General features: G+C 36.8%; 20 protein-coding genes. 13 read left to right on the forward strand and 7 right to left on the reverse strand.

The features are described 5' to 3' along the window. The first annotated feature begins 184 nt into the window (after positions 1-184). The gene (locus IPI65_03855; protein ID MBK7440680.1) at positions 185-1,363 is read left to right on the forward strand and encodes an aspartate aminotransferase family protein; all 1,179 of its coding nucleotides are present in this window, start codon (positions 185-187) and stop codon (positions 1,361-1,363) included. A 54-nt stretch (positions 1,364-1,417) separates the two neighbouring features. After that, positions 1,418-2,395, forward strand: a complete 978-nt coding sequence (locus tag IPI65_03860) for a S1/P1 Nuclease (GenBank protein ID MBK7440681.1) — start codon at positions 1,418-1,420, stop codon at positions 2,393-2,395. Between the two features lie 115 nt (positions 2,396-2,510). On the opposite strand, the gene IPI65_03865 is transcribed toward IPI65_03860, so the two are convergent. Both IPI65_03865 and IPI65_03870 read right to left on the reverse strand, forming a co-directional pair. After that, positions 2,511-4,784 carry a PKD domain-containing protein gene (locus IPI65_03865; protein ID MBK7440682.1) on the reverse strand — a complete coding sequence of 758 codons (2,274 nt, stop codon included), beginning with the start codon at positions 4,782-4,784 and terminating at the stop codon, positions 2,511-2,513. A 12-nt stretch (positions 4,785-4,796) separates the two neighbouring features. Further along, positions 4,797-6,206, reverse strand: coding sequence for a T9SS type A sorting domain-containing protein (locus tag IPI65_03870; GenBank protein ID MBK7440683.1), 1,410 nt, complete (start codon positions 6,204-6,206; stop codon positions 4,797-4,799). A 240-nt stretch (positions 6,207-6,446) separates the two neighbouring features. On the opposite strand from IPI65_03870, the gene IPI65_03875 reads away from it, so the two are divergent. After that, a complete protein-coding gene (locus tag IPI65_03875; GenBank protein MBK7440684.1) occupies positions 6,447-7,880 on the forward strand; it encodes a hypothetical protein in 1,434 nt (477 codons plus the stop codon). A gap of 86 nt (positions 7,881-7,966) precedes the next feature. On the opposite strand, the gene IPI65_03880 is transcribed toward IPI65_03875, so the two are convergent. The 4 genes from IPI65_03880 to IPI65_03895 form a co-directional block, all read right to left on the reverse strand. After that, complete coding sequence (locus IPI65_03880; protein MBK7440685.1) at positions 7,967-9,979, reverse strand: sulfatase-like hydrolase/transferase; 2,013 nt, start codon at positions 9,977-9,979, stop codon at positions 7,967-7,969. An 84-nt stretch (positions 9,980-10,063) separates the two neighbouring features. Beyond that, positions 10,064-12,052 carry a glycosyltransferase gene (locus tag IPI65_03885; protein ID MBK7440686.1) on the reverse strand — a complete coding sequence of 663 codons (1,989 nt, stop codon included), beginning with the start codon at positions 12,050-12,052 and terminating at the stop codon, positions 10,064-10,066. Next, positions 12,049-12,675 carry a recombination protein RecR gene (gene recR / locus IPI65_03890; protein MBK7440687.1) on the reverse strand — a complete coding sequence of 209 codons (627 nt, stop codon included), beginning with the start codon at positions 12,673-12,675 and terminating at the stop codon, positions 12,049-12,051. Before recR ends, IPI65_03885 begins: the two co-directional genes overlap by 4 nt. A 16-nt stretch (positions 12,676-12,691) precedes the next feature. Next, positions 12,692-13,411, reverse strand: a complete 720-nt coding sequence (locus IPI65_03895; protein MBK7440688.1) for an NINE protein — start codon at positions 13,409-13,411, stop codon at positions 12,692-12,694. A gap of 184 nt (positions 13,412-13,595) precedes the next feature. On the opposite strand from IPI65_03895, the gene IPI65_03900 reads away from it, so the two are divergent. The 6 genes from IPI65_03900 (at position 13,596) to IPI65_03925 (ending at position 19,265) form a co-directional block, all read left to right on the forward strand. After that, positions 13,596-14,513 carry a hypothetical protein gene (locus tag IPI65_03900; protein MBK7440689.1) on the forward strand — a complete coding sequence of 306 codons (918 nt, stop codon included), beginning with the start codon at positions 13,596-13,598 and terminating at the stop codon, positions 14,511-14,513. Between the two features lie 144 nt (positions 14,514-14,657). Further along, the gene (locus IPI65_03905; protein ID MBK7440690.1) at positions 14,658-15,557 is read left to right on the forward strand and encodes an outer membrane beta-barrel protein; all 900 of its coding nucleotides are present in this window, start codon (positions 14,658-14,660) and stop codon (positions 15,555-15,557) included. Positions 15,558-15,672: 115 nt separating this feature from the next. Then, positions 15,673-17,139, forward strand: a complete 1,467-nt coding sequence (locus IPI65_03910; GenBank protein MBK7440691.1) for a sodium:solute symporter — start codon at positions 15,673-15,675, stop codon at positions 17,137-17,139. Between the two features lie 4 nt (positions 17,140-17,143). Further along, positions 17,144-17,851: a TIGR00730 family Rossman fold protein gene (locus IPI65_03915; protein ID MBK7440692.1), complete on the forward strand. Its 708-nt coding sequence runs from the start codon at positions 17,144-17,146 to the stop codon at positions 17,849-17,851. A 9-nt stretch (positions 17,852-17,860) separates the two neighbouring features. Beyond that, the gene (gene bcp, locus IPI65_03920) at positions 17,861-18,334 is read left to right on the forward strand and encodes a thioredoxin-dependent thiol peroxidase (protein ID MBK7440693.1); all 474 of its coding nucleotides are present in this window, start codon (positions 17,861-17,863) and stop codon (positions 18,332-18,334) included. Positions 18,335-18,431: 97 nt separating this feature from the next. Beyond that, entirely contained in the window at positions 18,432-19,265 is an 834-nt protein-coding gene (locus IPI65_03925; protein MBK7440694.1) for a T9SS type A sorting domain-containing protein, read from the forward strand. Between the two features lie 80 nt (positions 19,266-19,345). Here the strand turns inward: IPI65_03925 and IPI65_03930 are convergent, their stop codons facing one another. Then, positions 19,346-19,819, reverse strand: coding sequence for a DUF5606 domain-containing protein (locus tag IPI65_03930; protein ID MBK7440695.1), 474 nt, complete (start codon positions 19,817-19,819; stop codon positions 19,346-19,348). Positions 19,820-19,935: 116 nt separating this feature from the next. On the opposite strand from IPI65_03930, the gene uvrB reads away from it, so the two are divergent. From uvrB to nosZ, 4 genes are all read left to right on the forward strand, one after another. After that, positions 19,936-21,828: an excinuclease ABC subunit UvrB gene (uvrB, locus tag IPI65_03935; protein MBK7440696.1), complete on the forward strand. Its 1,893-nt coding sequence runs from the start codon at positions 19,936-19,938 to the stop codon at positions 21,826-21,828. Beyond that, entirely contained in the window at positions 21,828-21,974 is a 147-nt protein-coding gene (locus IPI65_03940) for a UvrB/UvrC motif-containing protein (protein MBK7440697.1), read from the forward strand. Before uvrB ends, IPI65_03940 begins: the two co-directional genes overlap by 1 nt. A 294-nt stretch (positions 21,975-22,268) precedes the next feature. Then, positions 22,269-22,751 carry a cytochrome c gene (locus tag IPI65_03945; protein ID MBK7440698.1) on the forward strand — a complete coding sequence of 161 codons (483 nt, stop codon included), beginning with the start codon at positions 22,269-22,271 and terminating at the stop codon, positions 22,749-22,751. Between the two features lie 23 nt (positions 22,752-22,774). Continuing rightward, on the forward strand, positions 22,775-24,766 hold the full coding sequence (nosZ, locus tag IPI65_03950; protein MBK7440699.1) for a Sec-dependent nitrous-oxide reductase: 1,992 nt from the start codon (positions 22,775-22,777) through the stop codon (positions 24,764-24,766). The last annotated feature ends 10 nt before the right edge of the window (positions 24,767-24,776 follow it).

Here is a 24,776-nt window from a genome sequence, read left to right on the forward strand (position 1 = left end):
GGCACTTATCCAACATCTGCTAATTTGCTAATCAGCTAATTTGCTAATAAATTTGTAGAATCCCATAGAAACTAATTGTGCTTTATCAAGCAATAAAAATAAATTTCTCAAACAAAACTAAAATAAGCAACTTAGCAGTTATCCAACATTTGCTAATTTGCTAATCAGCTAATTTGCTAATTCAATGCACCGTCAACAATTTTTACAACACATTGCTCAAACCAGTCAGTCGCCACTCATGCTCGAAATAGAACATGCTGATGGTTGTTGGTTGTTTGATGCTAACGGAAAAAAATACCTCGATTTAATTTCAGGAATTTCAGTAAGTAATGTAGGGCATAATAATGCTGAAGTTAAAACTGCAATTTACAATCAGGTTGAAAAGTATATGCACGTGATGGTATATGGCGAATTTATTGAAAGCCCGCAGGTAAAATATGCTAAATGGATTTCCAATCATTTACCTGCGCCACTTAATTCGGTATATTTTGTTAACTCAGGTTCTGAGGCTGTTGAAGGGGCACTTAAATTAGCAAAACGAGTTACCGGGAGACCGGAAATTATTTCTTTTCACAATTCCTATCATGGTAGTACTATGGGTGCATTAAGCGCCGGGAATAATGAAGAAAGAAAAAATGTATTTCGCCCATTGATACCTGATAATACTATTTTAAATTATAATGATTTTGACCAACTTGAATTAATTACTGAAAATACTGCAGCAGTATTAATTGAACCTATACAAGCCGAGGCGGGCATTATTTTACCGGAGGCAAATTATCTCGAAGCAATTCGTGAAAAATGTAATGCAACAGGAACATTGTTAATTTTTGACGAATGTCAAACCGGTTTTGGACGCACGGGGAAATTATTTGCCTGGGAACATAGTAATGTAATACCGGATATAATTACACTTGGAAAAGCACTAGGTGGCGGTATGCCTTTAGGTGCTTTTGTGGCTGCAAAAGTGCATATGGACATGTTTACACAAAATCCGATTTTAGGGCATTTAACAACATTTGGCGGACATCCTGTTTGTTGTGCAGCGGGGTTAGCGGCATCTGAATTTATTGAAAAAAATAATTTGATTGAGCAAAGTAATCATAAAGCCAACCTTATTAAATCTTTGTTAATTCACGATAAAATTAAATCGATACGCAACCAGGGTTTATTTTTCGCTATTGTTTTTGAATCGGCGGAAATTAATATGACTTTAAATAAAAGTCTTGTTGAAGCCGGGCTTTTGGTTGATTGGTTTTTATTTGCACCGGATTGTTTGCGCATCGCTCCGCCACTTACTATTTCAAATGAGGAAATAGCTTTCGCTTGCTCATGCATTATCAATACCCTGCAAATTTCCTGAATTGGGCTGCCCCGTTTCCTAAAATTTCTGTATTCTTGTAATAATATTCCTTGAATGAAAAAGATCATTATTACTTGCTGTCTGACCATTTCATTAATGTCGTACGCTGCAGCGCCTGCTCCGTGGGGTTTTTGGGGGCACCAGCGCATTAATAATATGGCGCTGTTTACGTTGCCGGAAGATTTGTTTGGATTTTACAAGCCATACATTCAATACGTAACTGAACATGCAGTTGACCCCGACAAGCGTCGTTATGCGTTTAAAGATGAAGCGCCTCGTCACTACATTGATATTGATCATTATGGCGAGCCACCTTATGATGGCTTACCTAAAAAATGGAATGACGCAGTAATAAAATATACTGAAGACAGTTTAAATGAACACGGCATCGTACCCTGGTATATCGAAAAAATGATGTTTCGTTTAACAGATGCATTTAAACAAAAGGATGTAAATTATATTTTAAAAACATCAGCAGATTTGGGACATTATATTGGAGATGCACATGTGCCATTGCACTGTACCGAAAATTATAATGGTCAATTAACCAATCAGGTGGGTATTCACGGATTATGGGAATCACGAATTCCGGAATTGCTGGGCGAAAATTTTGATTACCTTACAGGTAAAGCAGAATATATTCCGGATATCAATGCAAAGGTGTGGGAAATTATTATGGAGAGTCATGCGCTGGTAGATAGCGTTTTAAATCTGGAAGCAAAATTAAATGCTGAATTTCCTACCGACCAAAAATATAGTTATGAAGCGCGCGGCGCATCAACTGTTCGTGTTTATTCAAAAGCATATACTGAAAAATATGATGCCATGATGAACGACATGGTGGAACGCAGATTACGTGATGCCATAATTGAACTAGGTAGTTTCTGGCTAACAGCCTGGATAAATGCCGGAAAACCTAACTTAACAGGAGTTGTTATTAAGCCCTGGACCGATGCTGAATTAAAAGAAATGGAAGAGCTCGATAATGCGTATAAAAAAGGGGAATTTAAAGGGCGCGACCATCAGGATTAATTTTTTATACTTCTTCCGCAATTATTTTTTCCGGAAATTAATATTCAATAATAGCTTCATAAATAAAAAACGCATAGTCATTACAACTATGCGTTCTCAATTAATAAAGGGTTAATTATTTCGTAATCATCATTTTTTGGATGGATTCATTTCCATTTGAACTTAATCGAACGATATAAATACCTGAATTTAATTCAGTGGTATTTAATTCAATTCTAAATGTTCCCGGAATTGAATGATGTGTAATTGGTAACAACATTACCTTACCGGTTAAATCCATTATAGTGATTGTTACATCTGCTGTTGATTTCAAGGAGTAACTGATGTTAGCTGTGTTTTGTGCCGGATTCGGACTAACCATTACACTACCAAATATTGTTTCTTCCTGTATTGTTGTTGCACCGCATGGTCCTGCTGAATAAAATACAACACCACCATAATAAGTTGCTTCGCATGAATTTGTATAAGTGATGCCATCGCAACCACATACCGGTTCGTATGCATCCGAACATTCATAAGTGCTGTCAATCATTGCAGTTGCAACACAATCATCGCCACCGCCAATAAATATTTCTTCGCATTTGGTATCAAAACAATCTGTTCCTTCTTCACCAATGGTTAAACAAATAGTATAAATTCCGGCTTCATCGTAAAAATGGTCAGGATTTGCTGCTTCCGACATACCACCATCTCCAAATGACCAATGGTATAATTCGGAACCGGTTGAATTATTATCTAAAACAATTACCCAACCTAAGTCAGTTTCATTAATAGCAGTTACATCAAATTTTGCTTCGCAACCACCTTCACCTTCAACATGTAATTCATGACAAATTGTACTAATACAACTATCAGCAGTTACAATGGTTAAACAAACTAAATAACCTCCTGCTTCATCAAAAGTATGTGTTGGATTTGCATCAGTTGAAGTGGATCCATCACCAAAATCCCAGGCATATGAAATAATATCTGAACCACCGCCATCTGCAGTTTCCATAAATGATACAGTTAATAATTCTTTATCAAATTCAAATCCTGCTTCACAATCGCCTCCATCGCCACCAACAAATAATTCAAAACAATATTCATCAGTACATCCATCAGCAGTAGAAATTACCAGACAAACTGCATACACACCACTTTCGGTATAAATATGTTCAGCGTCATATGTTTCAGCAACGGTGCCATCGCCGAAATACCATGTGGTTGAAACAATATCTCCACCTGCTGTTGAATTATTTTCAAAATGTACAACCCAGCCATCAGGCGTTAATTCAGTTGATGCAACTAGATAATGTGCTTCACAAGGTCCTCCAGTTTCTTCCACTGTAATTTCATCACAAAATGTATGTGTGCAACCATCTGCCGTAACAATTGTTAAACAAACTTCATAGTCGCCTGCAACATCATAGGTATGGAAAGGATTCATTGCATCAGAAACACCTCCATCTCCAAATTCCCAATAATAAGAAATGATATCAGCGCCTGCACCATCAGCAGTTTCTATAAAATGTACTGTTAAACCATCAGCATCCCATTCGAAATCTGCCTCGCAATCGCCACCTGCACCTTCAACAACCACTTCAAAACAATATTCGTCAACACAACCTGCACCTGTTTCAATTACAACACAAACATTATAAACGCCGGGTTCTGTAAAAAGATGCCATGGGTCAGAAGGAGTGCCTGCGGTTGTTTCGGTAAATGTTGTGCCATCACCAAAAATCCAGGTATACGTAACAATATCTACATCAGGTGTAACACTTGCTAAAAAATGATAATTCATTCCATCAACTGCTGCAATTGATGCAGTAACCATACAATCACCACCAACACCTTCTACAACAACTTCATTGCAATATTCAGCAACACAACCTGATGCAAAATGAACAACAAGACAAACATTATAAACGCCCGGTTCAGCGTAAGTATGTGACGGATTTTCACCATCAGCAGTACTGCCATCACCAAAAGTCCACATATAGGAATCTACATCTCCAGGACCCGGCTCTGTATTACTATTAAAGAAAAATGTCATGCCATCAACTTCAAAATCGTAGTTGGCAAAACAATCTGCAGCAGCAACCGGAATATTACTTTCGCATTTATCGTCATAACATCCACCATCACCGTGAATGGTTAAACAAACATCGTATTCACCAGGCTCAGCATAAGTATGAACAGGGTTTTCCTCTGTTGATGTTGTGCCATCACCAAAATCCCATGTCCAACCTAAAATTGGTCCCGGGTCGGCAGTTGAAAAATCAGTAAAACTGACAGTCATGCCACTAACATTGAATTCAAATGCTGCATTACAATCCGACACAGGGGCTGTGGCGAACATGTTTAATCCTGCAAGCATTAAAATACCAAGAATAAAATTTTTCATTGTGCGGTTTATTTAATGTTGAATAATTAATTGTTTGTGATAAATACCGGAATCGGTATTTATTTGAATAATATAATTTCCTGAAGCAATAGTTTCAGTATTTAATTCTGCACTATTACCTGATAGTTTTTGTGAATAGATAACCTGGCCAAGCTGATTAAGAATATTAAAATTGCCTTCCATTATTTGTGGTAACGAAATTTTTACCATTGCATCAGCAGGATTAGGGTATGTATGAATATTAGAATTAATATAATTATTTATTGAATTGGTAAATTGTATTGCAACCGCAGAATCGCAAACAGTTTGAACAGGAATAATATTTCCCTGCTGATCAATAACCTGTGGTAAGCTAATACAGAAACTTAATACAGCAGCAATCTGATCATCCGTTTTTCCGGCAATATTATCTTCCATTACAAAACTTAATTCACCAAAATGATTATAACCGGTGCGGGATATTTGGTTGATTCGGGTTACCGAAACACTTAAAATGCCATTCAGCGTATCATTACTTTGCAGATAAATTAAATCTTCACCCGGTGTGCCTAACCAACCGGAATTAAATGTGGCTTTGATACTGTCTTTATTTATAATGGTTTTATCATAAATAATTTCAAAAGCAGCACCATAAATATTTGAAGCCGGTGAAATTGCCGTTCCAAAATTAATTGGCACCACAACTTTTGAACCGGCGTAAACAGTATCTGATAATAAATCAATACTAATAGCCGCATCATCAGGGCCACCTTCATAAGCAACAGGAACATACGCCCCGCGTAATAAACCATAATTATTTAATAAAGGAATGGTATCAGCATCGTTGATTATTCCATCACCATTACAATCTGAAAATTTCGGGTTATTGGCCACCACACCAACCGGCTCAGGCCATTCATCACAAAAAGCTTCATCCCAGTCACCATCCTCATCATCACGGTCGGGACCAAGTAATCCATAATAAATACCAATTGGTAATAAGTCGATATAGTTACAAATACTATCGCCATTTGCATCTCCCGGCCAAACACAACCCGCTTCACCCGCAACAATAATGGCTAAAATACCGGTTGCACATAAATCATCCTCTCCGCATACTTCGTATATCAAAAAGTCTGTTCCTGTAAAACCCGCATCTATCGAAATGGCATAACTGCCTTCCGGTAATGCATCATCGTCATAATCAATAAGCACACTTGCTGGTCCGGCTAAGATGTCTGTTTCCAGCGATTCTCCCGGGTCAATATCAACATCATTGGCAAGTAAATCAATAATTACCGTTGTGCCTTCGCATAAGCGGATAGTATCGTTTGTTACAACCGTTACCGTTTGTCCGCTCAAAACTGAACCCCAACTCAATATCACGAGCCATGCCACCAGTATGGTGAACTGCTTTCCGTTTAGTATATTTTTCAAATGCATGATCGGCCTGTTTAGATAATTCCAATGTAAAGAAACAGCTTCTTTCTACATAGAAAAAGTACATTTTTTAATTATTTCCGCAGTTTCCGACCTGTTTTTAGGCGATTTTTATCACCTTTTAGTGATAAAATAGTTATAATTTGCTGATAATCAATATATTACAATTATTACAAGAATCTCATTTTTACACCCTAAGTGATAGGTTTCCGATAAAAAGTAGTATTTTTCCGTCCCTTTAATATGTATAAAAGTAAAATGATTGAAATGCTCAGGCATTTCAGCACCAAAGAGCTTAGTCGGTTTTCCGATTACCTTGCTTCTCCCTTCTTCAATAAAGACGAGGAGTTGTTGGTTTTTTATAACTACATCAAAAAATACGCACCTGAATTTGATTCAAAAAATATCGACAAGGATAAACTACTGGTAAAGGGAATTCCCGGGCTTTCTATTACCGAGAAAAAAATTGGGTATATGATGAGCGATATTGTTGAACATTGCGAAAATTATATTCGTTACAACAACCATTTTGAAGAAGATATTGAAGGGTATGTGCATTTGTTAAGCACATATAATAAATGGGGGACTGATAAATTATTTGAACAAACATTACGAGAAGCCAGAAATACGCTAACTAAAAACCCTTTCCGTAATGCCTCCTATTTTTTTAAAGAGTATTTATTACAAAGCGAGGTTAATTTATTTTTTGATCGCCAAAAAAAGCGCGCATATGATGCAAGTTTGCAGGAAGCAGCTAATTTCCTCGACTTATTTTATATTTCAACTAAATTAAAATATAGCTGCGAATTAATTAATCGTCAGAAACTGGTAGTTACTGATTATAAATTACGTTTGCTGAAAGAAATATCTGATCACCTCGCTGAAAATAGTTATACTGAATATCCATCTATTACAATATATTATCAAATTTTGATGACATTTATTGATACGGATACTGATGTTCACTTTGAAGAATTAAAAAAACTACTGGATGAGCATACCGGAAAATTCCCTGCATCAGAAGCGAGAGATATGTATGCTTATGCTCAAAATTATGCGATTCGGAAAATAAATGCAGGCGAAAAAAGGTTTCTGCGTGAATATTTCGACCTGTCAAAATCAGCACTCGAAAAAGAACTGTTATTGGTTGATGGAGATTTGTCGCCGTGGACCTATAAAAACCTTGTTATTACTGCATTACGCGTTGGTGAATTTGACTGGGCTGAACAATTTATTCGCGATTACAAATCGAGCATCAACGAAAAATTCAGAAGTAACGCATATAGCTATAATCAGGGTGCGCTATTGTTTTTTAAAGGGCAATACGGGGAAGCTTTGCGTTTAATAAATCAGGTAGAATACACCGATATTTTTTATGCGCTCGATACCCGAACCATGCAAATTAAAATATATTATCAGTTGGATGAATGGGATCCGATGCAAAGTGCTATTGAGGCATTTAAAGTTTATTTGCGCAGAAATAAAACACTAAGTGAAAATGTAAAGGTGTTATATAATAATTTCTTGAAATATACCGATAAACTTTCGCGACTTACAAAACGCGATAAGCCAAAACTGCTGGAATTAAAACAACGTATTGAAGAGTCGAAACAAGTTGCCGACCTGGGTTGGTTGCAACAAAAAGTGGATGAAAAATTGATAGACCCGAAGCGTTAAAAGCCCACTACATTTTTCAACATTTCTTTATAATAAAAAAGGCTGTCCACAAATGAACAGCCTTAAATTTTTAATTCGTTTATAAATTAACGCGCAACAATAAATTGCACCGTTAATATTTTATCGCCCTGTTTTAGCTGACCGAAATAATAACCTTGTTCCAATGTTTTTACATTGTAGGAAAATTCCAATCCACCGTATTCATCAATGGTAATCACGTCGGTTTGAATTACACGACCTGTGATATCTATAATACTAAATGTTGCATCACCCGGATTAATATCCATCACCCTGAAATTAGCAAATTCGCTTGTTGGGTTAGGAAAAACACCTAACTGTTGAACATCAACAATTATGTCTTCATCGGTAGCAATTCGGTCAAATTGTAAATAATTGGCACCTCCCGGTAAAAAAGAAGCAAGATGTGCTTTGGTAGCATCATAAGCAGGATCATCAGCAAGATTATCCCATTCATAAGGGTCAATATTTCTGTTTTTACCGATATGATATAATTCTTCCTGAAATACACTTAATGCTTCATTACAAGCCGGTGCAACTGCACCATTAGTTTGGTAGCGGATATAATGCCACTCATCATCGCGCACACTATATTGCGGGAAGCAAAATCCTTCGTCGTAACCATGCAATTGTAATGCAGAAACTACCGGACGATCCCACGGAGTGTTTGGGTTGGCCAAAATTGGTAATAAACTTTTTCCATCTAAATAATCAGAGCCATCAGGGAAATGCGGAAAAGCAACACCTGCCATTTCTAATACTGTTGGCATAATATCTAAGTTACTAACCACACGTTTGGTAGTTTTTTTCGCAGGTGCGCGCATGTCGGCAATTACTAATGGAATACGCACATCTGTTTCCCACATGGTGCCTTTACGCCAGTGCGTTTTTTCACCTAATGAGTATCCGTGATCACTGGTGATAATAAAAACGGTATTATTAAATATTTCAGGGTGCGATTTTATTTCATTGTAAAAACGACCAATTTGTGCATCCATAAATTTAATTGATGCTAAATAGGCAATAATACCATTTGCACGTTCTGATTCCTGAAGGATAAATAATTTTTCTGCATCCGTTAATCCAGCGCCAATAGGTGGTGGTGGAACTTCAGCCATCATAATATCGCCAAATTGTAAAAAGTCAGGATGTACATAGTCTTCCTCATTCAAAACTTTCCCAACTAAGTCGTCAGGTAATGCATAATAATCACTCCACAACGGATCCGGCTGCGGAGGCATTACTACACCGTTTGGTGGTGTTGCGCCTACAGGATCATTATATGGTTTGTTATACGGGTCCTGATAATAATCAGTATTATAAAATGGTAAAAAATATTTTTCAGGAACGTAAAACGGTCCATGTGGACGTTTATATCCTACAGTGAGGAAAAATGGTTTATTACAATATGTTTCAGGATTATCAGCATAATCTTGTATAAAAGAAATTGCAGAATCGGTGATAATATAATCTACCATTTCCGATTCAAGCGAATCTGGAATTGGTGTAAAGAAAAATCCATTAACACCATCATCATTTACACCACCGTAATCCAAAATAACATCCATATCGCCACCTTGTCCGTATGAAAATGCCTTGCTCCACGATAAATCTTTTTCGCAGGCAGGAACATTCGATGTATCATAATCCGGCAAACCAACATAACAATGCATTACCTTGCTCAACATATAAGTATAGTATCCGCCACTGTCTTTTAATAACTCCGGCATCGTAAAAATTGTTGGATTGCCATTTGCTACGGTAAAGTTTTTCCTGAAATTTTTACAGCCGATATCATCATTATTATACACTTTAGTATAGTAAGTGTCCTTACCTGTAATTAAACTGGTGCGGCTTGGTGCACATTTTGGTCCGGCGCAATATGCATTCAGGAAGGTAGTCCCCTTTTTTGCAATTTTTGCAATATTTGGGGTTTTGGTTTGAGGGTGCCCGTCGAAACCCTGAACGTAATCGTTAAGGTCATCGGCAATAATCAGCACAAAATTCGGTTGCGTGGGAGCCTGTGCTTTAGCCAGAATCATCCCTGCGAGCAATAAAATAAATAATCCTGCTTTTTTCATATGTTTAATCGTGTGGTATTGATATGAGTAACTTAAACTAAAATTAGTTGTTTTCAGGCAAAAATAATTTTTTAAGGGGTAGATTTAATTTCCCAGCGCCTTGATATTTGTTAAAACAACCTCTAAATCGTCGGTAACGCGGTAATCTCTGGCATAAATAAAATTTACCCTGGCCATAATTGCAGGGTCGGTTACTGCAGCATTGCCACCGGTGACAGGAAACAATACACCTTTTTTCAAACGCGGTAACACAACCTGTCCGTTAGCAGTATTTGGAAAATAGCCCACCCAGGTTTTTTTGTTGAACAAAACACTGCCGATATTGGCAAAAAGTCCGCCTTTATTTTTAACAAAAAATATAAGAATTGGTGATAGTAATAATGCTGTAAGTGCAACGATAATATCAAACCATTTTTTTGCTCTTTTGCTTTCCGGCAGGGTAATTTTGAGCTGTATGTCAACAGTATAAATATCACCTGCGGAATTTTTTGAATTACTTCCTATGATACTTAAACTCTGGTCCGGAATAATTTTAAAATCAATCTGCTGTCCAAGGCTTACCATGTGATTTATTATTTCCTGACTACTGATATCTTTTGCACAAAAAATAATTTCATTTGCTTTATATACCTGAATCAATTCGTTTAACATCGAAATATCACCAAGTTCAAGCGCATTATGACTTTTATTTTCTGAAGTGCGCACATAACCAATAATCTGATTACCTAATTGCAATTGATTTAATAACTGATGTGCTCGTTCGGTTTCATCGTCGTTTCCAACAATGAGAATTTTTTTCTCTGGTGTTTCTCCAAAGCGGAAATTCCGGTATTTGATAAAATGCATTACCGAACGCATTGCAATCAATAAAGCAGTATTAAATGCTGCTCCGGCTATAATCATTCCTCTTGAAAAACGATAGGCTTCCGGTAAAAATCCGTAAACAGCTGCAATAAGAATCGTTCCCCAAAACATGCCTCTTACAATACGCGAAATATTTGTAGACCTATCGTAACCTCCGCTAACAAAAATGGATAATATCCATATAATAATATACAACGGAATATTAACCAATAAATAGGTTAGGGGATATTGACCACCTTCGATATATTTAATATAATATTCCCAATATTCTTTAACCACATACATGCCGCCTAAAAAAACTAAGGCATCTAATAAAGGCATTGCGATTGCACGAATAAAGCGCATTGTAGTTGCTAAAAAAGCTCTGAAATAAATAGCGATATTCAATAAAAATATAAATACACCTGCGCGTCGACCAACAAAATGTTTTTGAGCGAAAATAATCATCGCATTATAAAACATTTTTACATAATTAAAACTGGCTTTTTTTGTGCTTTCTCCTTTGTAGTGAATAATTCTTGTTTCCGGAAAATAATAGTTTTTATATCCGCCTTTTACAATCCGGTAACTTAAATCAATATCTTCGCCGTACATAAAAAAGTCCTCATCCAGCCAGCCGATTTTATCCAGGGCTTCTTTTCTGATAAGCATAAATGCCCCGGCCAAAACATCAACCTCATGTGTTTCATTTTCACTTAAAAAACCGAGATGATATTTGCCGAATATTTTCGATTTCGGAAACAAATTTGCCAATCCGAAAACCTTGTAAAACGCCACTTCCGGGCTAGGAAAACCACGTTTGCTTTCTGGTAGAAAATTGCCTTTGCCGTCAATCATTTTAACGCCCAAGCCACCTGCATCAGGATGAGTATCCATAAAATGAATACATTTTTCAAACGTATCTTCTTCAACAACAGTATCCGGATTAAGCAGTAAAACATATTTGCCTTTTGCAATAGCAATACCCTGATTATTTGCTTTCGAAAATCCGCTATTTTGCTGATTGGCAATTACAGATACGGGTGTATGCTGACCGGCTTGCTGAACAAATTTTTGGGTAATGAATTCTACACTGCCATCAACCGAATGATTATCTATAATAATAATTTCTGCATCAATTTTAGCACAGGCTTTTAATGCCGATAAAACAGCTTGTTCAAGAAAATACTTGACATTATAATTAACAATAATTACCGAAAGCTGGGTCATTCGTTTTGCATGTAATTTTCAAAAGGGCGTCGTGTTGCCAATGAACGCGCTAAAGTGAGTTCATCAGTATATTCCAATTCACCACCAAAAGAAATACCTCTTGCAATGGTAGTGATTTTTAAATTTTTATTCGTAATTTTTTTTGTGATATAAAATACCGTTGTGTCTCCTTCGATATTTGGATTAAGCGCCATAATTATTTCAGTGTAATTTCCTGAGTTCGCTTTGTCAATCAATTTATCTATAAACAGTTGCTCAGGGCCAACACCTTCCATTGGTGAAATTACCCCACCTAATATATGATATTCACCAAAAAACTGATTCGTGCTTTCAATGGCAATTAAATCGCGCAAACTTTCAACCACACAAATTACTTTATGGTCGCGTTTGCCGTTGTTGCAAATGGTGCAGTTACTTCCGGCAATATCCGCAATATTATTACAATTGGGGCAAAAATAAATATCGGTTTTAAGTTTCAGAATGGCATTTGAAAATGCTTCAACATCTTCTTTTTTTTGTTTTAATAAATGCAGTACCAGCCGCAATGCCGTTTTTTTTCCGATGCCGGGCAATTTTGAAAATGCCGACACCGCTTGTTCCATCCATTGAGAAGGTAAATTCACGCTCGCCGTTAATTAATTATTGAGAAACCTTTTTCCCGTTAATACTGATTACTTTACAATTTTCCAGTTTGTTGCCGTTTGCAACACCCTTCATAATAATTTTATCGCCCAACTTAACCATATTGGCATCAGCTACATTTTGCTCGAGGAAATAACATTTAATTCCGAATGGGTCATTGTTTAAGCCTTTTAATGCAAAGTATGAACCTGCTTCAAAATCGTTTCCTGTTTCGCTTACTTCTCCTTCAATTTGTAACACAAGGTTATCATACTTTTTGCGGTAAACTTCTTCATCAGTTCTAAATTCTTGTGACATTGCTTCGGCAGACAATACGGCACTCACATCTGCTTCTACGATATCCACCACCATCGCTGATTTCAGCATGCGACTTCCGCCAACTATAAGCAGGGCGCTAATCACAAAAGAAGCAATGGTTAATGGAAAAGTTTTACTTTTTGATTCATCTTGTGACATGAATCTTTGGTCACTCATTACCATATATCGTCCTGTTTCATACAAATGAAACACAATAGGCAGTGCGAAACGGCCTAACATAAAAGGCTCCCAGTTAGGCACCAGGTTGAACTTAATTATACCAAACACAGCTCCGGGAATCAATAGCCAGAAAGTGAGGAGTGTAACCCATCCCGCTGTGTTCTGACCAAGATAGAATCTGTCGGCGCCGGCACTACCGCCTAAGAGTGCCAGTATTATGCTTGTCTTTTTTGATTTCATTTCATTTATTGCTACCCACAAAAATAGATACAATTGTATGATTTCGTGTAAAGGGCCAAATTTGTGACATTTTTAAAAACCGCAAAAATGCCTATTTTTGTGGCCGGAGTCAACGATTTATGATTTAAATACAGCATATTTGTATTGACAACAGCAGTCCATGACACCACCCAAGTTCAAGTTAATGAAAAGAATTGTGCTATTCCTTTGTCTGGGATTAATGTGCTCGCATGCACGTGCTCAGCAATATATTGAGGTTGGCGTTTTTGGTGGTTTAAGCAACTACCAGGGCGACCTTGCTCCTGTGGCATTTGTGCCTAAGGAAACCCACTCCGCATTTGGCGTATTTTACAAGTTTAATATTAATTACTGGATGGCCTTTAAAGGCAGTCTTTACAGCGGATTAATTTCCGGTAACGACGATAACTCCACGGAAGAATGGAAACAACAGCGCAATTTGAGCTTCCAAACACCAATTCAGGAAGCATCTGTTTATTTTGAGTTATTCCTTAAAAAATACAACCCTAAATACAAGTGGAATATCATGTCGCCCTATATCTTTTTTGGCGTTTCCATGTTTCACTTTAACCCAAGAGCAAATTATGACGGTGTTTGGTACGACCTGCAACCACTTGGAACAGAAGGACAGGGCAATCCGGCTTACCCCGACCGTATACCATATAAACTAACGCAATATGGCTACCCAATGGGGTTTGGTATAAAGGGCTCCGTTACCAAATATTGGAACATCGGTCTGGAAATGGGCTACCGAAAAACAAAAACCGATTACCTCGATGATGTAAGCACAACCTACATCGCGAAAGAAATTTTATTAGCCGATAACGGTGACATTGCCTGGCAGTTATCAAACCGTACCGATGAAATGAATGGCGGAACCGAAGTGCTGAGAGATGATAAAAAGTATCGCGGTGATGACACTAACAAAGATTGGTATATCTTTACAGGCGTAACCATCTCAAGAAACATAGAAGTAAAGGGATGGGAAAGCAGAAAATATAAAGCCAGCGATAATCCTAAGAAGCCGGGACTCAAAAAATCAAGGAAAAAGATGTCCTGTCCGGGGATTAACCAAAAGCTTTAACCCGCTCAAAACCACACACTGTTGATTTTTTTCGACACCTGACACAATAAAAGTGTCATTTTTAAGTTAATATAACTGGTCAATTTTACCTTGTTATCCAACAAATCACTATTTTTGTTTAAATTAAACAAACTCAAAGATCGGATGAAGATAGTTCAACTCCTCGGTTTAATGTTTCTCTCTGGTACTATGCTTGCCCAGCAACCCTATTTTGAAGTGGGTTTGTTTGGTGGTGTAGCTAACTATTATGGTGATATGACCCATGACTATGTGGTGTTAAAGGAATCTCATCCTGCTTATGGTGGATTTATCAAATACAACATGGATCCTAAAAAAGGATTCAAATTCAATATTTACAGCGGAACCGTTTCTGCTGCCGATAAAAACAGCGATCGCGCAAACCTCAATGCTCGTAACCTCAGTTTTACATCTAATGTTACTGAAGTAGCTTTTACTTTTGAATATAACTTTTTGGGTTATCGCCCTGTAGAATTCAAACAACGTATTTCACCATATGCATACGCAGGTTTGGCAGGATTTCATTTTAATCCGCAAGCATATTATGAAGGTGAATGGTACGATTTACAACCACTCGGAACCGAAGGTCAGGGAATGGAAATTTTCCCTTTCCGTGAAAAATATCGCTTATATGAATTTGCCATTCCTTTTGGGGTGGGATTTAAATTCGCGATGACTGAACGCTGGAACGTTGGTTTAGAATACGGTGCAAGATGGACATTTACCGATTATCTGGATGATGTGAGCCGCACTTATGTTGATCGTAACTTATTAATTGAAGCAAACGGTATCGATTCATACAACCTTTCAAACCGAAGTGGCGAATATTTATTGGGTGAACCATTTGATTATCAAAACAACGACTGGAGAGGTGATCCTACCAACAATGATTGGTACATGTGGTTTGGTATAACACTCAGCCGAAATATGATTAAAGGTGTTGAAGAGGGTTTCAGAACATCAACAAAAGATATTCTTGGTTGCCCCGGCCCGCGTCATATTAATAAAGTGAAGAAAAAAAGATAATTTAATCTATAATATTTAAAACGGGAGCATCAATTGATCTCCCGTTTTTTTATGTTCATAACCCAATTACATTTATTGTAAAATAGATTTACTTTCGAGCCTTAAGCCATACACAATGTCGACCTGGTTTTTTCTGATATTATTAATCATTTATTTCCTTTGTTTGTTTACCATTTCCTGGTTTACATCGCGTAAGGCAACTCAAAATTCTTACTACCTCGGTAATAAATCATCTCCTTGGTACGCCGTGGCATTTGGATTAATTGGTGACTCATTAAGTGGAGTAACATTTGTTTCAGTGCCCGGAAATGTTGCCACTCAGCAATTTGGTTATATGCAAATTGTAATTGGTTATTTATTGGGTTATTTTATTATTGCTGTTGTTTTATTACCGCTGTATTATAAATTAAATCTCACCTCCATTTATACCTATCTCGGACAACGTTTTGGGAAAAATGCACAAAAAACCGGTTCGTTTTATTTTATTGTATCGCGTTTGGTTGGCGCAGCGTTTCGATTATATGTTTCAGCTACCGTTTTGCAATTATTTATTTTCGACCCTTGGGGTGTGCCATTTGAAGTAACTGTTTCTATTGTTATAATTTTGATTTTATTATATACTTACCGCGGCGGAATTAAAACACTGGTTTGGACCGATACCTTGCAATCATCATTTTTATTACTCGGTGTTATTCTGTCCATACTTGCCATTTCCAATGCTTTACATTTAGATTTTGGCGGTATTGTAAATACAGTATTGCACAGTGAACACAATCAAATATTTTTTTGGGATGTTAAAGCACCCAATTATTTCTGGAAACAATTTATCAGCGGCGCATTAATTGCGGTGGTAATGACCGGCCTTGATCAAAACATGATGCAAAAAAACTTAAGTATGCGCACGTTGCCGGAAGCACAAAAAAATATTATCTGGTTTAGTGTGGTGCTTATTTTTATCAATTTAATGTTTGTTTCACTCGGTGCATTATTGTATGAATACATTGGTGTAATGGGTATTGCTGCTCCCGACCGGACAGATTATTTATTCCCGATACTCGCTTTGGACCATCTCGGTGTTTTTGCTGCTATCGTATTTATTTTAGGAATTGCCGCAGCAACTTTTTCCAGCGCCGATTCAGTATTAACAACATTAACCACCTCTTTTTGTATAGATATTTTGGGTTGGGATGTTTCAAAACAAGAAACACCGGAACATAAAAAACAACGCCATATCATACATGTGCTGTTTGCCGTATTATTGTTAGGTGTGATTATTGTTTTTAATGCAATAAATAATGATGCTGTTATTAATCAGGTATTTGCAGTGGCAGGATATACCTACGGGCCTTTATTAGGATTGTTTGCATTTGGTATTATTACCAAACGTTTAATTTTTGATAAGATAGTTTTACTGGTATGTTTGATACCACCGTTTTTATCTTATTATCTGAATATACATTCAAAAGAATTATTTAATGGATATCAGATAGGTTACGAATTATTGCTTATTAATGGTATTTTGACATTCGTTGGATTATTACTAATTTCATCCTCGAACCGCAATAAACAAGTTAAATTATAATTATATGGCTGAGAAGTATCGCAAGAAAAAATTGTTTAAAGTAAAAGACTGGACCGAATTAAGTGCGCAGTCGAGCTGGCGAATGTTTAAAATAATGGCAGAGTTTGTTGATGGATTCGAAACTATGGATAAAATTGGGCCATGTGTTTCAATTTATGGTTCAGCCAGAACAAAACCCGATCATAAGTATTATAAATTGTCGGAACAAATTGCAGCTAAACTTGTACATGAAGGATTTGGTATTATAACAGGCGGCGGACCCGGTATTATGGAAGCCGGCAACAAAGGTGCTTATAAAGAAGGCGGGAAATCAGTAGGATTAAATATCGAATTACCATATGAACAAAGTCATAATCCTTATATTGATTATGATAAACTGATAAATTTCAAATACTTTTTTGTCCGCAAAGTAATGCTTGTAAAATATGCACAGGCATTTATTTTTATGCCGGGTGGTTTTGGAACATTAGATGAAATGTTCGAAGCACTAACATTAATTCAAACCCATAAAATTGAACGCGTTCCTGTTATTCTTGTAGGTAAAGCCTATTGGAAAGGATTATTGGCTTGGGTTCGTGAAACAATGTTGCATAAAGAACATAATATCAGTGAAGAAGATTTGGATTTATTTTATATCACAGATGATGCTGAAGAGGTGGTGAAACACATTTCTGCATTTTATGCCACTTCACATTTAAGACCTAATTTTTAATATCACATAATGGCAATTGTTACATCCATCACTCATCTTAAAGTTGGTGATAAAGCTCCTGCATTTAAAGCATACGACCAAAATGGAAAATTATTTAATTCCACAACTTTAAAAGGTAAACCTTATGCCTTGTATTTTTATCCCAACGATGACACTGAAACCTGTACAAAGCAGGCTTGTAACATTCGCGACAATTATACTGCACTGCAAAAAGCCGGTTTAACGGTTATTGGTGTTTCACACGCAGCGGTAGACTCGAAAAAAAAGTTCGCTCAAAAATATCAACTGCCTTTTACATTATTGGCGGATACAGATTTAACCATTGTTAAAGCTTATGGCGTTTATGGCGATAAATTGTTTATGGGTAAAACAATTACCACAATTCATCGTTTAACATTTATCGTCGATGCAAAAGGCATCATCTCCAAAATCATACACAAAGTTTGGGCAGGAAAAGCTGCCGAACAAATGCTGGAAGCCTAAAAACAAGATTAGGAAATGTGTAACTAAATTGTCATTTTTGTGTTTATATGTATAAACATACATGTAACTACATATATTTAATTTTTAAATCAAAGAAATGAAAAAAATCAAGGCGTATCATCTCCTCGCGTTAACACTTATTATCTCAATCATCAGTGGTTTATCTACTATTGCAAGTGCAAAGGAAAATGGTGCGCCGTCTGCAAATACGGGCTCTCCGGGTGACGGAAAGTCATGCGCACATGTTGACTGCCATACCGGATCGGCCGTGCCAAAAGATGGTTTAATTATTACAAATGTTCCGGCAAGTGGTTATTTATCAGGGGAAACTTATTTAGTTACAGTAACGGTAGAAGAATTGGATGTAGTTAAATTTGGTTTCCAGGCATCACCTCAAAACGAAGACGGTGATGTATTGGGCTCAATGGATTTAATCAGTGCAACAGATACCAAATTTGTTGGAGGCGGAAAATATATTACCCATACACTAACCGGAACAGCCGGAACCGGCAGCAGAACCTGGACTTTTAACTGGACGCCGGAAGACGCGCATGGTGATGTAACATTTTATGTTGCGGTAAATGCAAGTAATAATGGCGATAATGCTTCAGGTGATAAAATATTTACTTCATCGGTTAGAATGTCGGAAGACCCGGATAATATTCCGTTAACCATTGAACAAATAAATAATATCCGATTTGATATTCAGGCGCTGGTGCAGGATGAACTAAATTTAACTGTTGCTACAGCTGTAAACGATGCAATTATTATTGACATCATAGATTTAAACGGAAGATTGGTTTCAGCAAACAGTTTTGATTATTCGAACGGAACATTTTCGTTGCCGGTAGATAATCTTAATTCAGGAATGTATTTTGTACGCATAAGTAATGCACAGGGTGCAACTACGAAACAGTTTTTTAAGAATTAATTCCATTTTGTAATTTTGATTAACAAAAAACGCCAATCTTGCAATAAGATTGGCGTTTTGATTTTATAGTTAAAATTAATTTATTCTTTTTCTTCTTTAGCAACTTGTTCTTTGCCTGATTCTTCGTCCATTTTTTCTTTTGCTTCAGCAATTGCTTTTTCTTCAACTTCAGTAGCTAAAACACCTTTTTCATCTAAAATGGCAAACCATTTTATAAATTTTTTAATGTCGCTGAAGTGCACTTTTTCTTTATCGTAATCCGGTAATACTTTTTCAAAATAGGCAGATAGGGTTGCATTATCTGATTTTGCATCTACCGGTGGATTACTGTCTTTTTGTGCATAAGCTTTTAACAAAACATCAAGCAATTCAACAGTATCGTCAGCGGTGTAGATGGAAATATTATCGAGTGGGGAAAATAAATGTTCCCGGTTAGAAATAAATTTTGTCCAACCCTCTGTTAATGAAGTAACTATGAGCCCTGATGGCTTGTGGGATTCCATTTTATACAAGCCGCCCATTCCGGTAATTGAGGTAATATCTCTGAAACGCATAATTTAATTTTGCGCAAAGTTAAGGAAACCATTCCATGTTTTAATTGTTTTAACCTTTGTCAGTGCATTTCACTGTGTATATTTGAGGTTCATTTCGATTTTTTTACGCTTGCAATATGGAATTTAAACTTACCAGCAAATTTACCCCAACCGGCGACCAGCCGGAAGCCATAAAACAACTTACTGAAGGTATTGAAGCCGGTGAGCCGGCACAGGTTTTATTAGGTGTTACAGGTAGTGGTAAAACGTTTACCATTGCCAATCTGATTCAGCAAACGCAAAAACCAACCCTTATTTTATCGCATAACAAAACCCTGGTTGCGCAATTGTATGGTGAGTTTAAACAGTTTTTTCCTGAAAATGCAGTGGAATATTTTGTGAGTTATTACGACTATTATCAGCCGGAGGCATATATATCAACTACCGATACTTTTATTGAAAAAGATTTGGCTATTAACGCAGAGGTTGAAAAATTACGCCTCAAAACTACGTCCAGTTTACAAAGTGGGCGGCGAGATGTAATTGTTGTGGCAACTGTTTCCTGTATCTATGGTATGGGCAATCCGACCGAGTTTAAAGAAAGTGTTGTTCGGGTGAATGTTGGGGATAAAATTTCAAGAAATTATTTGTTGCACCGACTGGTAGATGCGTTGTATTCGAGGGCAGCTTTGGATTTTAAAAGAGGTAATTTTCGGGTAAATGGTGATGTGGTGGATATATTTTTGGCCTATGCCGATCATGGTTACCGGATTACATTTTTTGGGGATGAAGTGGAAGAAATAGAAGTGTTTAATCCCGAAACTGGAAAGGCAACGGAGAAACAAAAAAACGTAGCAATTTTTCCTGCTAATTTATATATTGCTCCACGAGATATTCTGCCATCAATTATTCACGAAATTCATGCTGAATTAGATGCTCAGGTAACTTATTTTGAAAGTATCGGAAAATATATTGAAGCCAAACGTTTAAGTGAACGTGTGAATTTTGATATTGAAATGATTAAAGAATTAGGATACTGTTCCGGTATTGAAAATTATTCGCGTTTTTTCGACAGGAGAAAATCAGGGCAGCGACCATTTTGTTTAATTGATTATTTTCCGGATGATTATTTATTGGTAATTGATGAAAGCCACGCTACCATTCCTCAGGTGGGTGCCATGTATGGTGGCGACAGAGCCAGAAAAATGAACCTGGTAGAATATGGATTCCGCTTGCCAAGCGCGATGGACAACCGTCCGCAAAATTTTGATGAATTTATGGGATTATTAAATCAAACGGTTTATGTTAGTGCAACACCGGGCGATTTTGAATTGAAACAAAGTGAAGGCGTTATTATTGAACAGGTAGTGCGCCCGACAGGTTTATTGGATCCGCCAATTGAAGTGCGCCCATCATTAAATCAAATTGATGATTTATTGCACGAAATTGATGAACGAATAAAAGTAAACGAACGCGTTTTGGTTACAACATTAACCAAACGGATGTCGGAAGAATTATCGAAATATTTATTAAAAATGAGTGTGAAATGTAAATACATTCACAGTGAAGTAGAAACATTGGAACGTGTTGAAATATTACGCGATTTACGCTTAGGAAAAATAGATGTTTTAGTCGGTGTAAATTTATTGCGAGAAGGATTGGACCTACCGGAAGTTTCGTTGGTTGCAATTTTAGATGCAGATAAAGAAGGATTTTTACGCAATACACGAAGCCTTACTCAAACTGCAGGACGTGCTGCGAGAAATTCGAACGGAAAAGTAATTATGTATGCCGATAAAATTACCGAAAGTATGCAACGTACTATTGATGAAACCAACCGTCGCAGAGCAAAACAAATTGCTTATAATACAGAACATAATATTACGCCAACAACAATTTTAAAATCGACTGACGATATATTTAAACATAATATCGGACAAGGTGCAAGAAAAGACGATCCGCAACCATATCTGGAACCACAAGACAGAATGGAAATGGGACTTGTTGCCGATCCGGTTGTATGCATTTAATGAGCAAACCACAGTTGGAAAAAGCAATTATTGCTGCAAAGAAAAAAATGTTGCAGGCTGCAAAAGACATGGACTTTTTGGAAGCCGCCAGATTAAGGGATGAAATGTATGCATTGGAAAAAATTATTGATAGCAGAGTAGATTAAGCTTGTTAATTTTGTAAGGTGCATTTTTTTACTTGCTATCAAGATTGGCTATTTAATTTTTCAGATTATTTATGCAACACTTTCTGCGCAATAATTTGCTATGCAACATTTTTTTAATTTAGTAATTGGACGTAAACAGCTTCAATTACACTAAAAATTTGCACCTGCAAAAGTATTTATTTTGTGGTTTTTTTCGCTTATAATCACTGCAATAAAGAATGAGGCGTTTATGATTTCAATCATAAACCGCTGGAACATGCCGAGATACTTTTGTATCAACAAAATCGATATGTTATGAAAGCTACAATTTATGGTTTATCTACTCTCTTCCTGTTAACATTAATAATGGCATGTGGAGGTTCCGGTGCTGAAAAAGGGGCCAATTCGGGGACACCTCCAAAAAGCATGGTAGCAGATATTGAATCTTATGATCCAAATAGGGGTGTAGGAAAATTTACGGCTGAGAATGTAGTTCTTGGTCCATTAGACGATGCTATGGCTGCAGAAGGTGAAGCTATTGCAAGTACAAAATGTCAGTCATGTCACAAATTAACTAATGAAAGACTGGTTGGTCCCGGTTGGCAAGGTGTTACATCCCGCAGAACTGCCTATTGGATAATGAACTTCATTACAAATCCTGAACCTATGATTGATAAAGATCCTCAATTACAAGCTCAACTCGAAATATGTTTGGTGCGCATGCCAAATCAAAATCTTGTAGATCAAGATGCGCGCAAGATTGTTGAATTTATGCGTAAAAATGATGGCGTAAAATAATTTATCACATTAATTATAAATATATGAAAAATAAGCAACTACCTATAAGCAGAATAACACTGCTTATTTCGTTATTCATTTTGTTTACGCTCAGTGCATGTAAACCCAAAAATGTAGCAAATGCCATTAGTGGCGATGCAGCAGAAAAAGCTTATGTCGCTCCGGGAGAGTACGATGAATATTACAATTTTGTTTCCGGAGGATTCAGCGGACAAATGTCGGTGTATGGTATTCCAAGTGGCAGGTTATTACGGGTGATACCTGTTTTTTCTGTTGACCCTGAAAAAGGTTGGGGTTATAGTGAAGAAACTAAACCAATGTTAAATACATCACACGGTTTTGTGCCTTGGGACGATTTACATCATACCGAATTATCACAAACGAACGGCGAAATTAATGGAAAATGGGTTTTTGCAAATGCCAAGAATACACCTCGATTAGCACGTATCGATTTAAAAACATTTAAAACAGCCGAAATTCTTGAATTGCCAAATAGCGGTGGTAATCACAGTTCACCATTTGGTACCGAGAATTCAGAATATATTGTTGCAGGCACAAGGTTTAGTGTTCCACCTGATGGAGCAGGCGGCGACGTTCCTATAGATTCATATAAGGAGAATTTTAAAGGACATATCAGCTTTGTAAGTGTTGACCCTACAACAGGAGAAATGAATATTGCATTTCAATTAAAAACACCGGGTGTGAATTTTGACTTGGCACGTTGCGGAAGGGCAAAATCGCATGGTTGGTTTTTCTTTAGCTGTTATAATACTGAACAAGCAAATACATTGTTGGAAGTAAATGCATCGCAAAAAGATAAAGATTTTATAATGGCAGTGAACTGGAAAAAAGCAGAAGAATATTTAAAAGCCGGAAAAGGAAAAACAATGCCTGTAAAGTATGCACATAATACTTATAATGAAGCAACACATACTGCAGTTTCTGAAATGGAAACAGAAGTTATTGTATTAGATGTAGCTGAATTAAAAGAAATTTGTTACTTTATTCCATGCCCTAAATCACCACATGGTTGCGATGTTGACCCAACGGGAGAATATATTGTAGGCAGTGGTAAATTAGCAGCGATAATACCTGTTTTTAGTTTTGATAAAATGATTAAAGCTATTGAAGACAAAGCTTTTGATGGTGAATTTGAAGGTATACCGGTAATTAAATACGAATCAGCATTATACGGTGAAGTAAAAAAACCGGGCTTAGGTCCATTGCACACTGAATTTGATGGTAATGGATTTGCTTATACCTCATTTTTTGTTTCATCGGAAGTTGTAAAATGGAATATTAAAGATTTAGCAGTGGTTGATAGAGTGCCAACATTTTATTCTGTTGGTCACTTAAGTATTCCTGGTGGAAATACCCGCAAGCCATCACCTAAATATTTAATTGCATATAATAAAATTACTAAGGACAGGTATTTGCCAACGGGTCCGGAATTAGCGCAAAGTGCACAATTGTATGACATAAGCGGTGATAAGATGCAACTAATTCTAGACTATCCAACAATTGGTGAACCACATTATGCACAGTCGGCACCGGCTGACATTATTAGAAATAATGGCCAATTAAAAATCTATAAAATAGAAGATAACCAGCACCCTTATGCAACAAAATCTGAAAAAGATTCACGTGTTGTAAGGGAAGGAAATAAGGTACACGTTTATATGACCTCCGTTAGATCTCACTTTTCACCGGATAATATTGAAGGCATTAAATTGGGAGATGAGGTTTATTTCCATGTAACCAATTTAGAACAAGACTGGGATGTACCGCATGGATTTGCCGTTAAAGGTGCTGCAAATGCTGAGTTGTTAATAATGCCGGGTGAAACTGCAACATTGTTGTGGAAGCCGGATCGTACCGGAATTTTCCCGATGTATTGCACCGACTTTTGCAGTGCATTACATCAAGAAATGCAAGGATATATTCGCGTTTCGCCTGCAGGTAGTAATGTGCCAATTTCATTCAGCTTAGGCAAGAATTCAAGTACTCCTAAATAATCGATATCAA

The organism is Bacteroidota bacterium, assembly GCA_016706255.1.
Classification (GTDB): domain Bacteria; phylum Bacteroidota; class Bacteroidia; order Chitinophagales; family BACL12; genus UBA7236.

Coding starts and splice junctions, on each gene's coding strand:
- IPI65_03855 (MBK7440680.1), top strand. CDS start 185: ATGCACCGTCAACAATTTTTACAACACATTGCTCAAACCAGTCAGTCG.
- IPI65_03860 (MBK7440681.1), top strand. CDS start 1,418: ATGAAAAAGATCATTATTACTTGCTGTCTGACCATTTCATTAATGTCG.
- IPI65_03865 (MBK7440682.1), bottom strand. CDS start 4,784: ATGAAAAATTTTATTCTTGGTATTTTAATGCTTGCAGGATTAAACATG.
- IPI65_03870 (MBK7440683.1), bottom strand. CDS start 6,206: ATGCATTTGAAAAATATACTAAACGGAAAGCAGTTCACCATACTGGTG.
- IPI65_03875 (MBK7440684.1), top strand. CDS start 6,447: ATGTATAAAAGTAAAATGATTGAAATGCTCAGGCATTTCAGCACCAAA.
- IPI65_03880 (MBK7440685.1), bottom strand. CDS start 9,979: ATGAAAAAAGCAGGATTATTTATTTTATTGCTCGCAGGGATGATTCTG.
- IPI65_03885 (MBK7440686.1), bottom strand. CDS start 12,052: ATGACCCAGCTTTCGGTAATTATTGTTAATTATAATGTCAAGTATTTT.
- IPI65_03895 (MBK7440688.1), bottom strand. CDS start 13,411: ATGAAATCAAAAAAGACAAGCATAATACTGGCACTCTTAGGCGGTAGT.
- IPI65_03900 (MBK7440689.1), top strand. CDS start 13,596: ATGAAAAGAATTGTGCTATTCCTTTGTCTGGGATTAATGTGCTCGCAT.
- IPI65_03905 (MBK7440690.1), top strand. CDS start 14,658: ATGAAGATAGTTCAACTCCTCGGTTTAATGTTTCTCTCTGGTACTATG.
- IPI65_03910 (MBK7440691.1), top strand. CDS start 15,673: ATGTCGACCTGGTTTTTTCTGATATTATTAATCATTTATTTCCTTTGT.
- IPI65_03915 (MBK7440692.1), top strand. CDS start 17,144: ATGGCTGAGAAGTATCGCAAGAAAAAATTGTTTAAAGTAAAAGACTGG.
- bcp (MBK7440693.1), top strand. CDS start 17,861: ATGGCAATTGTTACATCCATCACTCATCTTAAAGTTGGTGATAAAGCT.
- IPI65_03925 (MBK7440694.1), top strand. CDS start 18,432: ATGAAAAAAATCAAGGCGTATCATCTCCTCGCGTTAACACTTATTATC.
- IPI65_03930 (MBK7440695.1), bottom strand. CDS start 19,819: ATGCGTTTCAGAGATATTACCTCAATTACCGGAATGGGCGGCTTGTAT.
- uvrB (MBK7440696.1), top strand. CDS start 19,936: ATGGAATTTAAACTTACCAGCAAATTTACCCCAACCGGCGACCAGCCG.
- IPI65_03940 (MBK7440697.1), top strand. CDS start 21,828: ATGAGCAAACCACAGTTGGAAAAAGCAATTATTGCTGCAAAGAAAAAA.
- IPI65_03945 (MBK7440698.1), top strand. CDS start 22,269: ATGAAAGCTACAATTTATGGTTTATCTACTCTCTTCCTGTTAACATTA.
- nosZ (MBK7440699.1), top strand. CDS start 22,775: ATGAAAAATAAGCAACTACCTATAAGCAGAATAACACTGCTTATTTCG.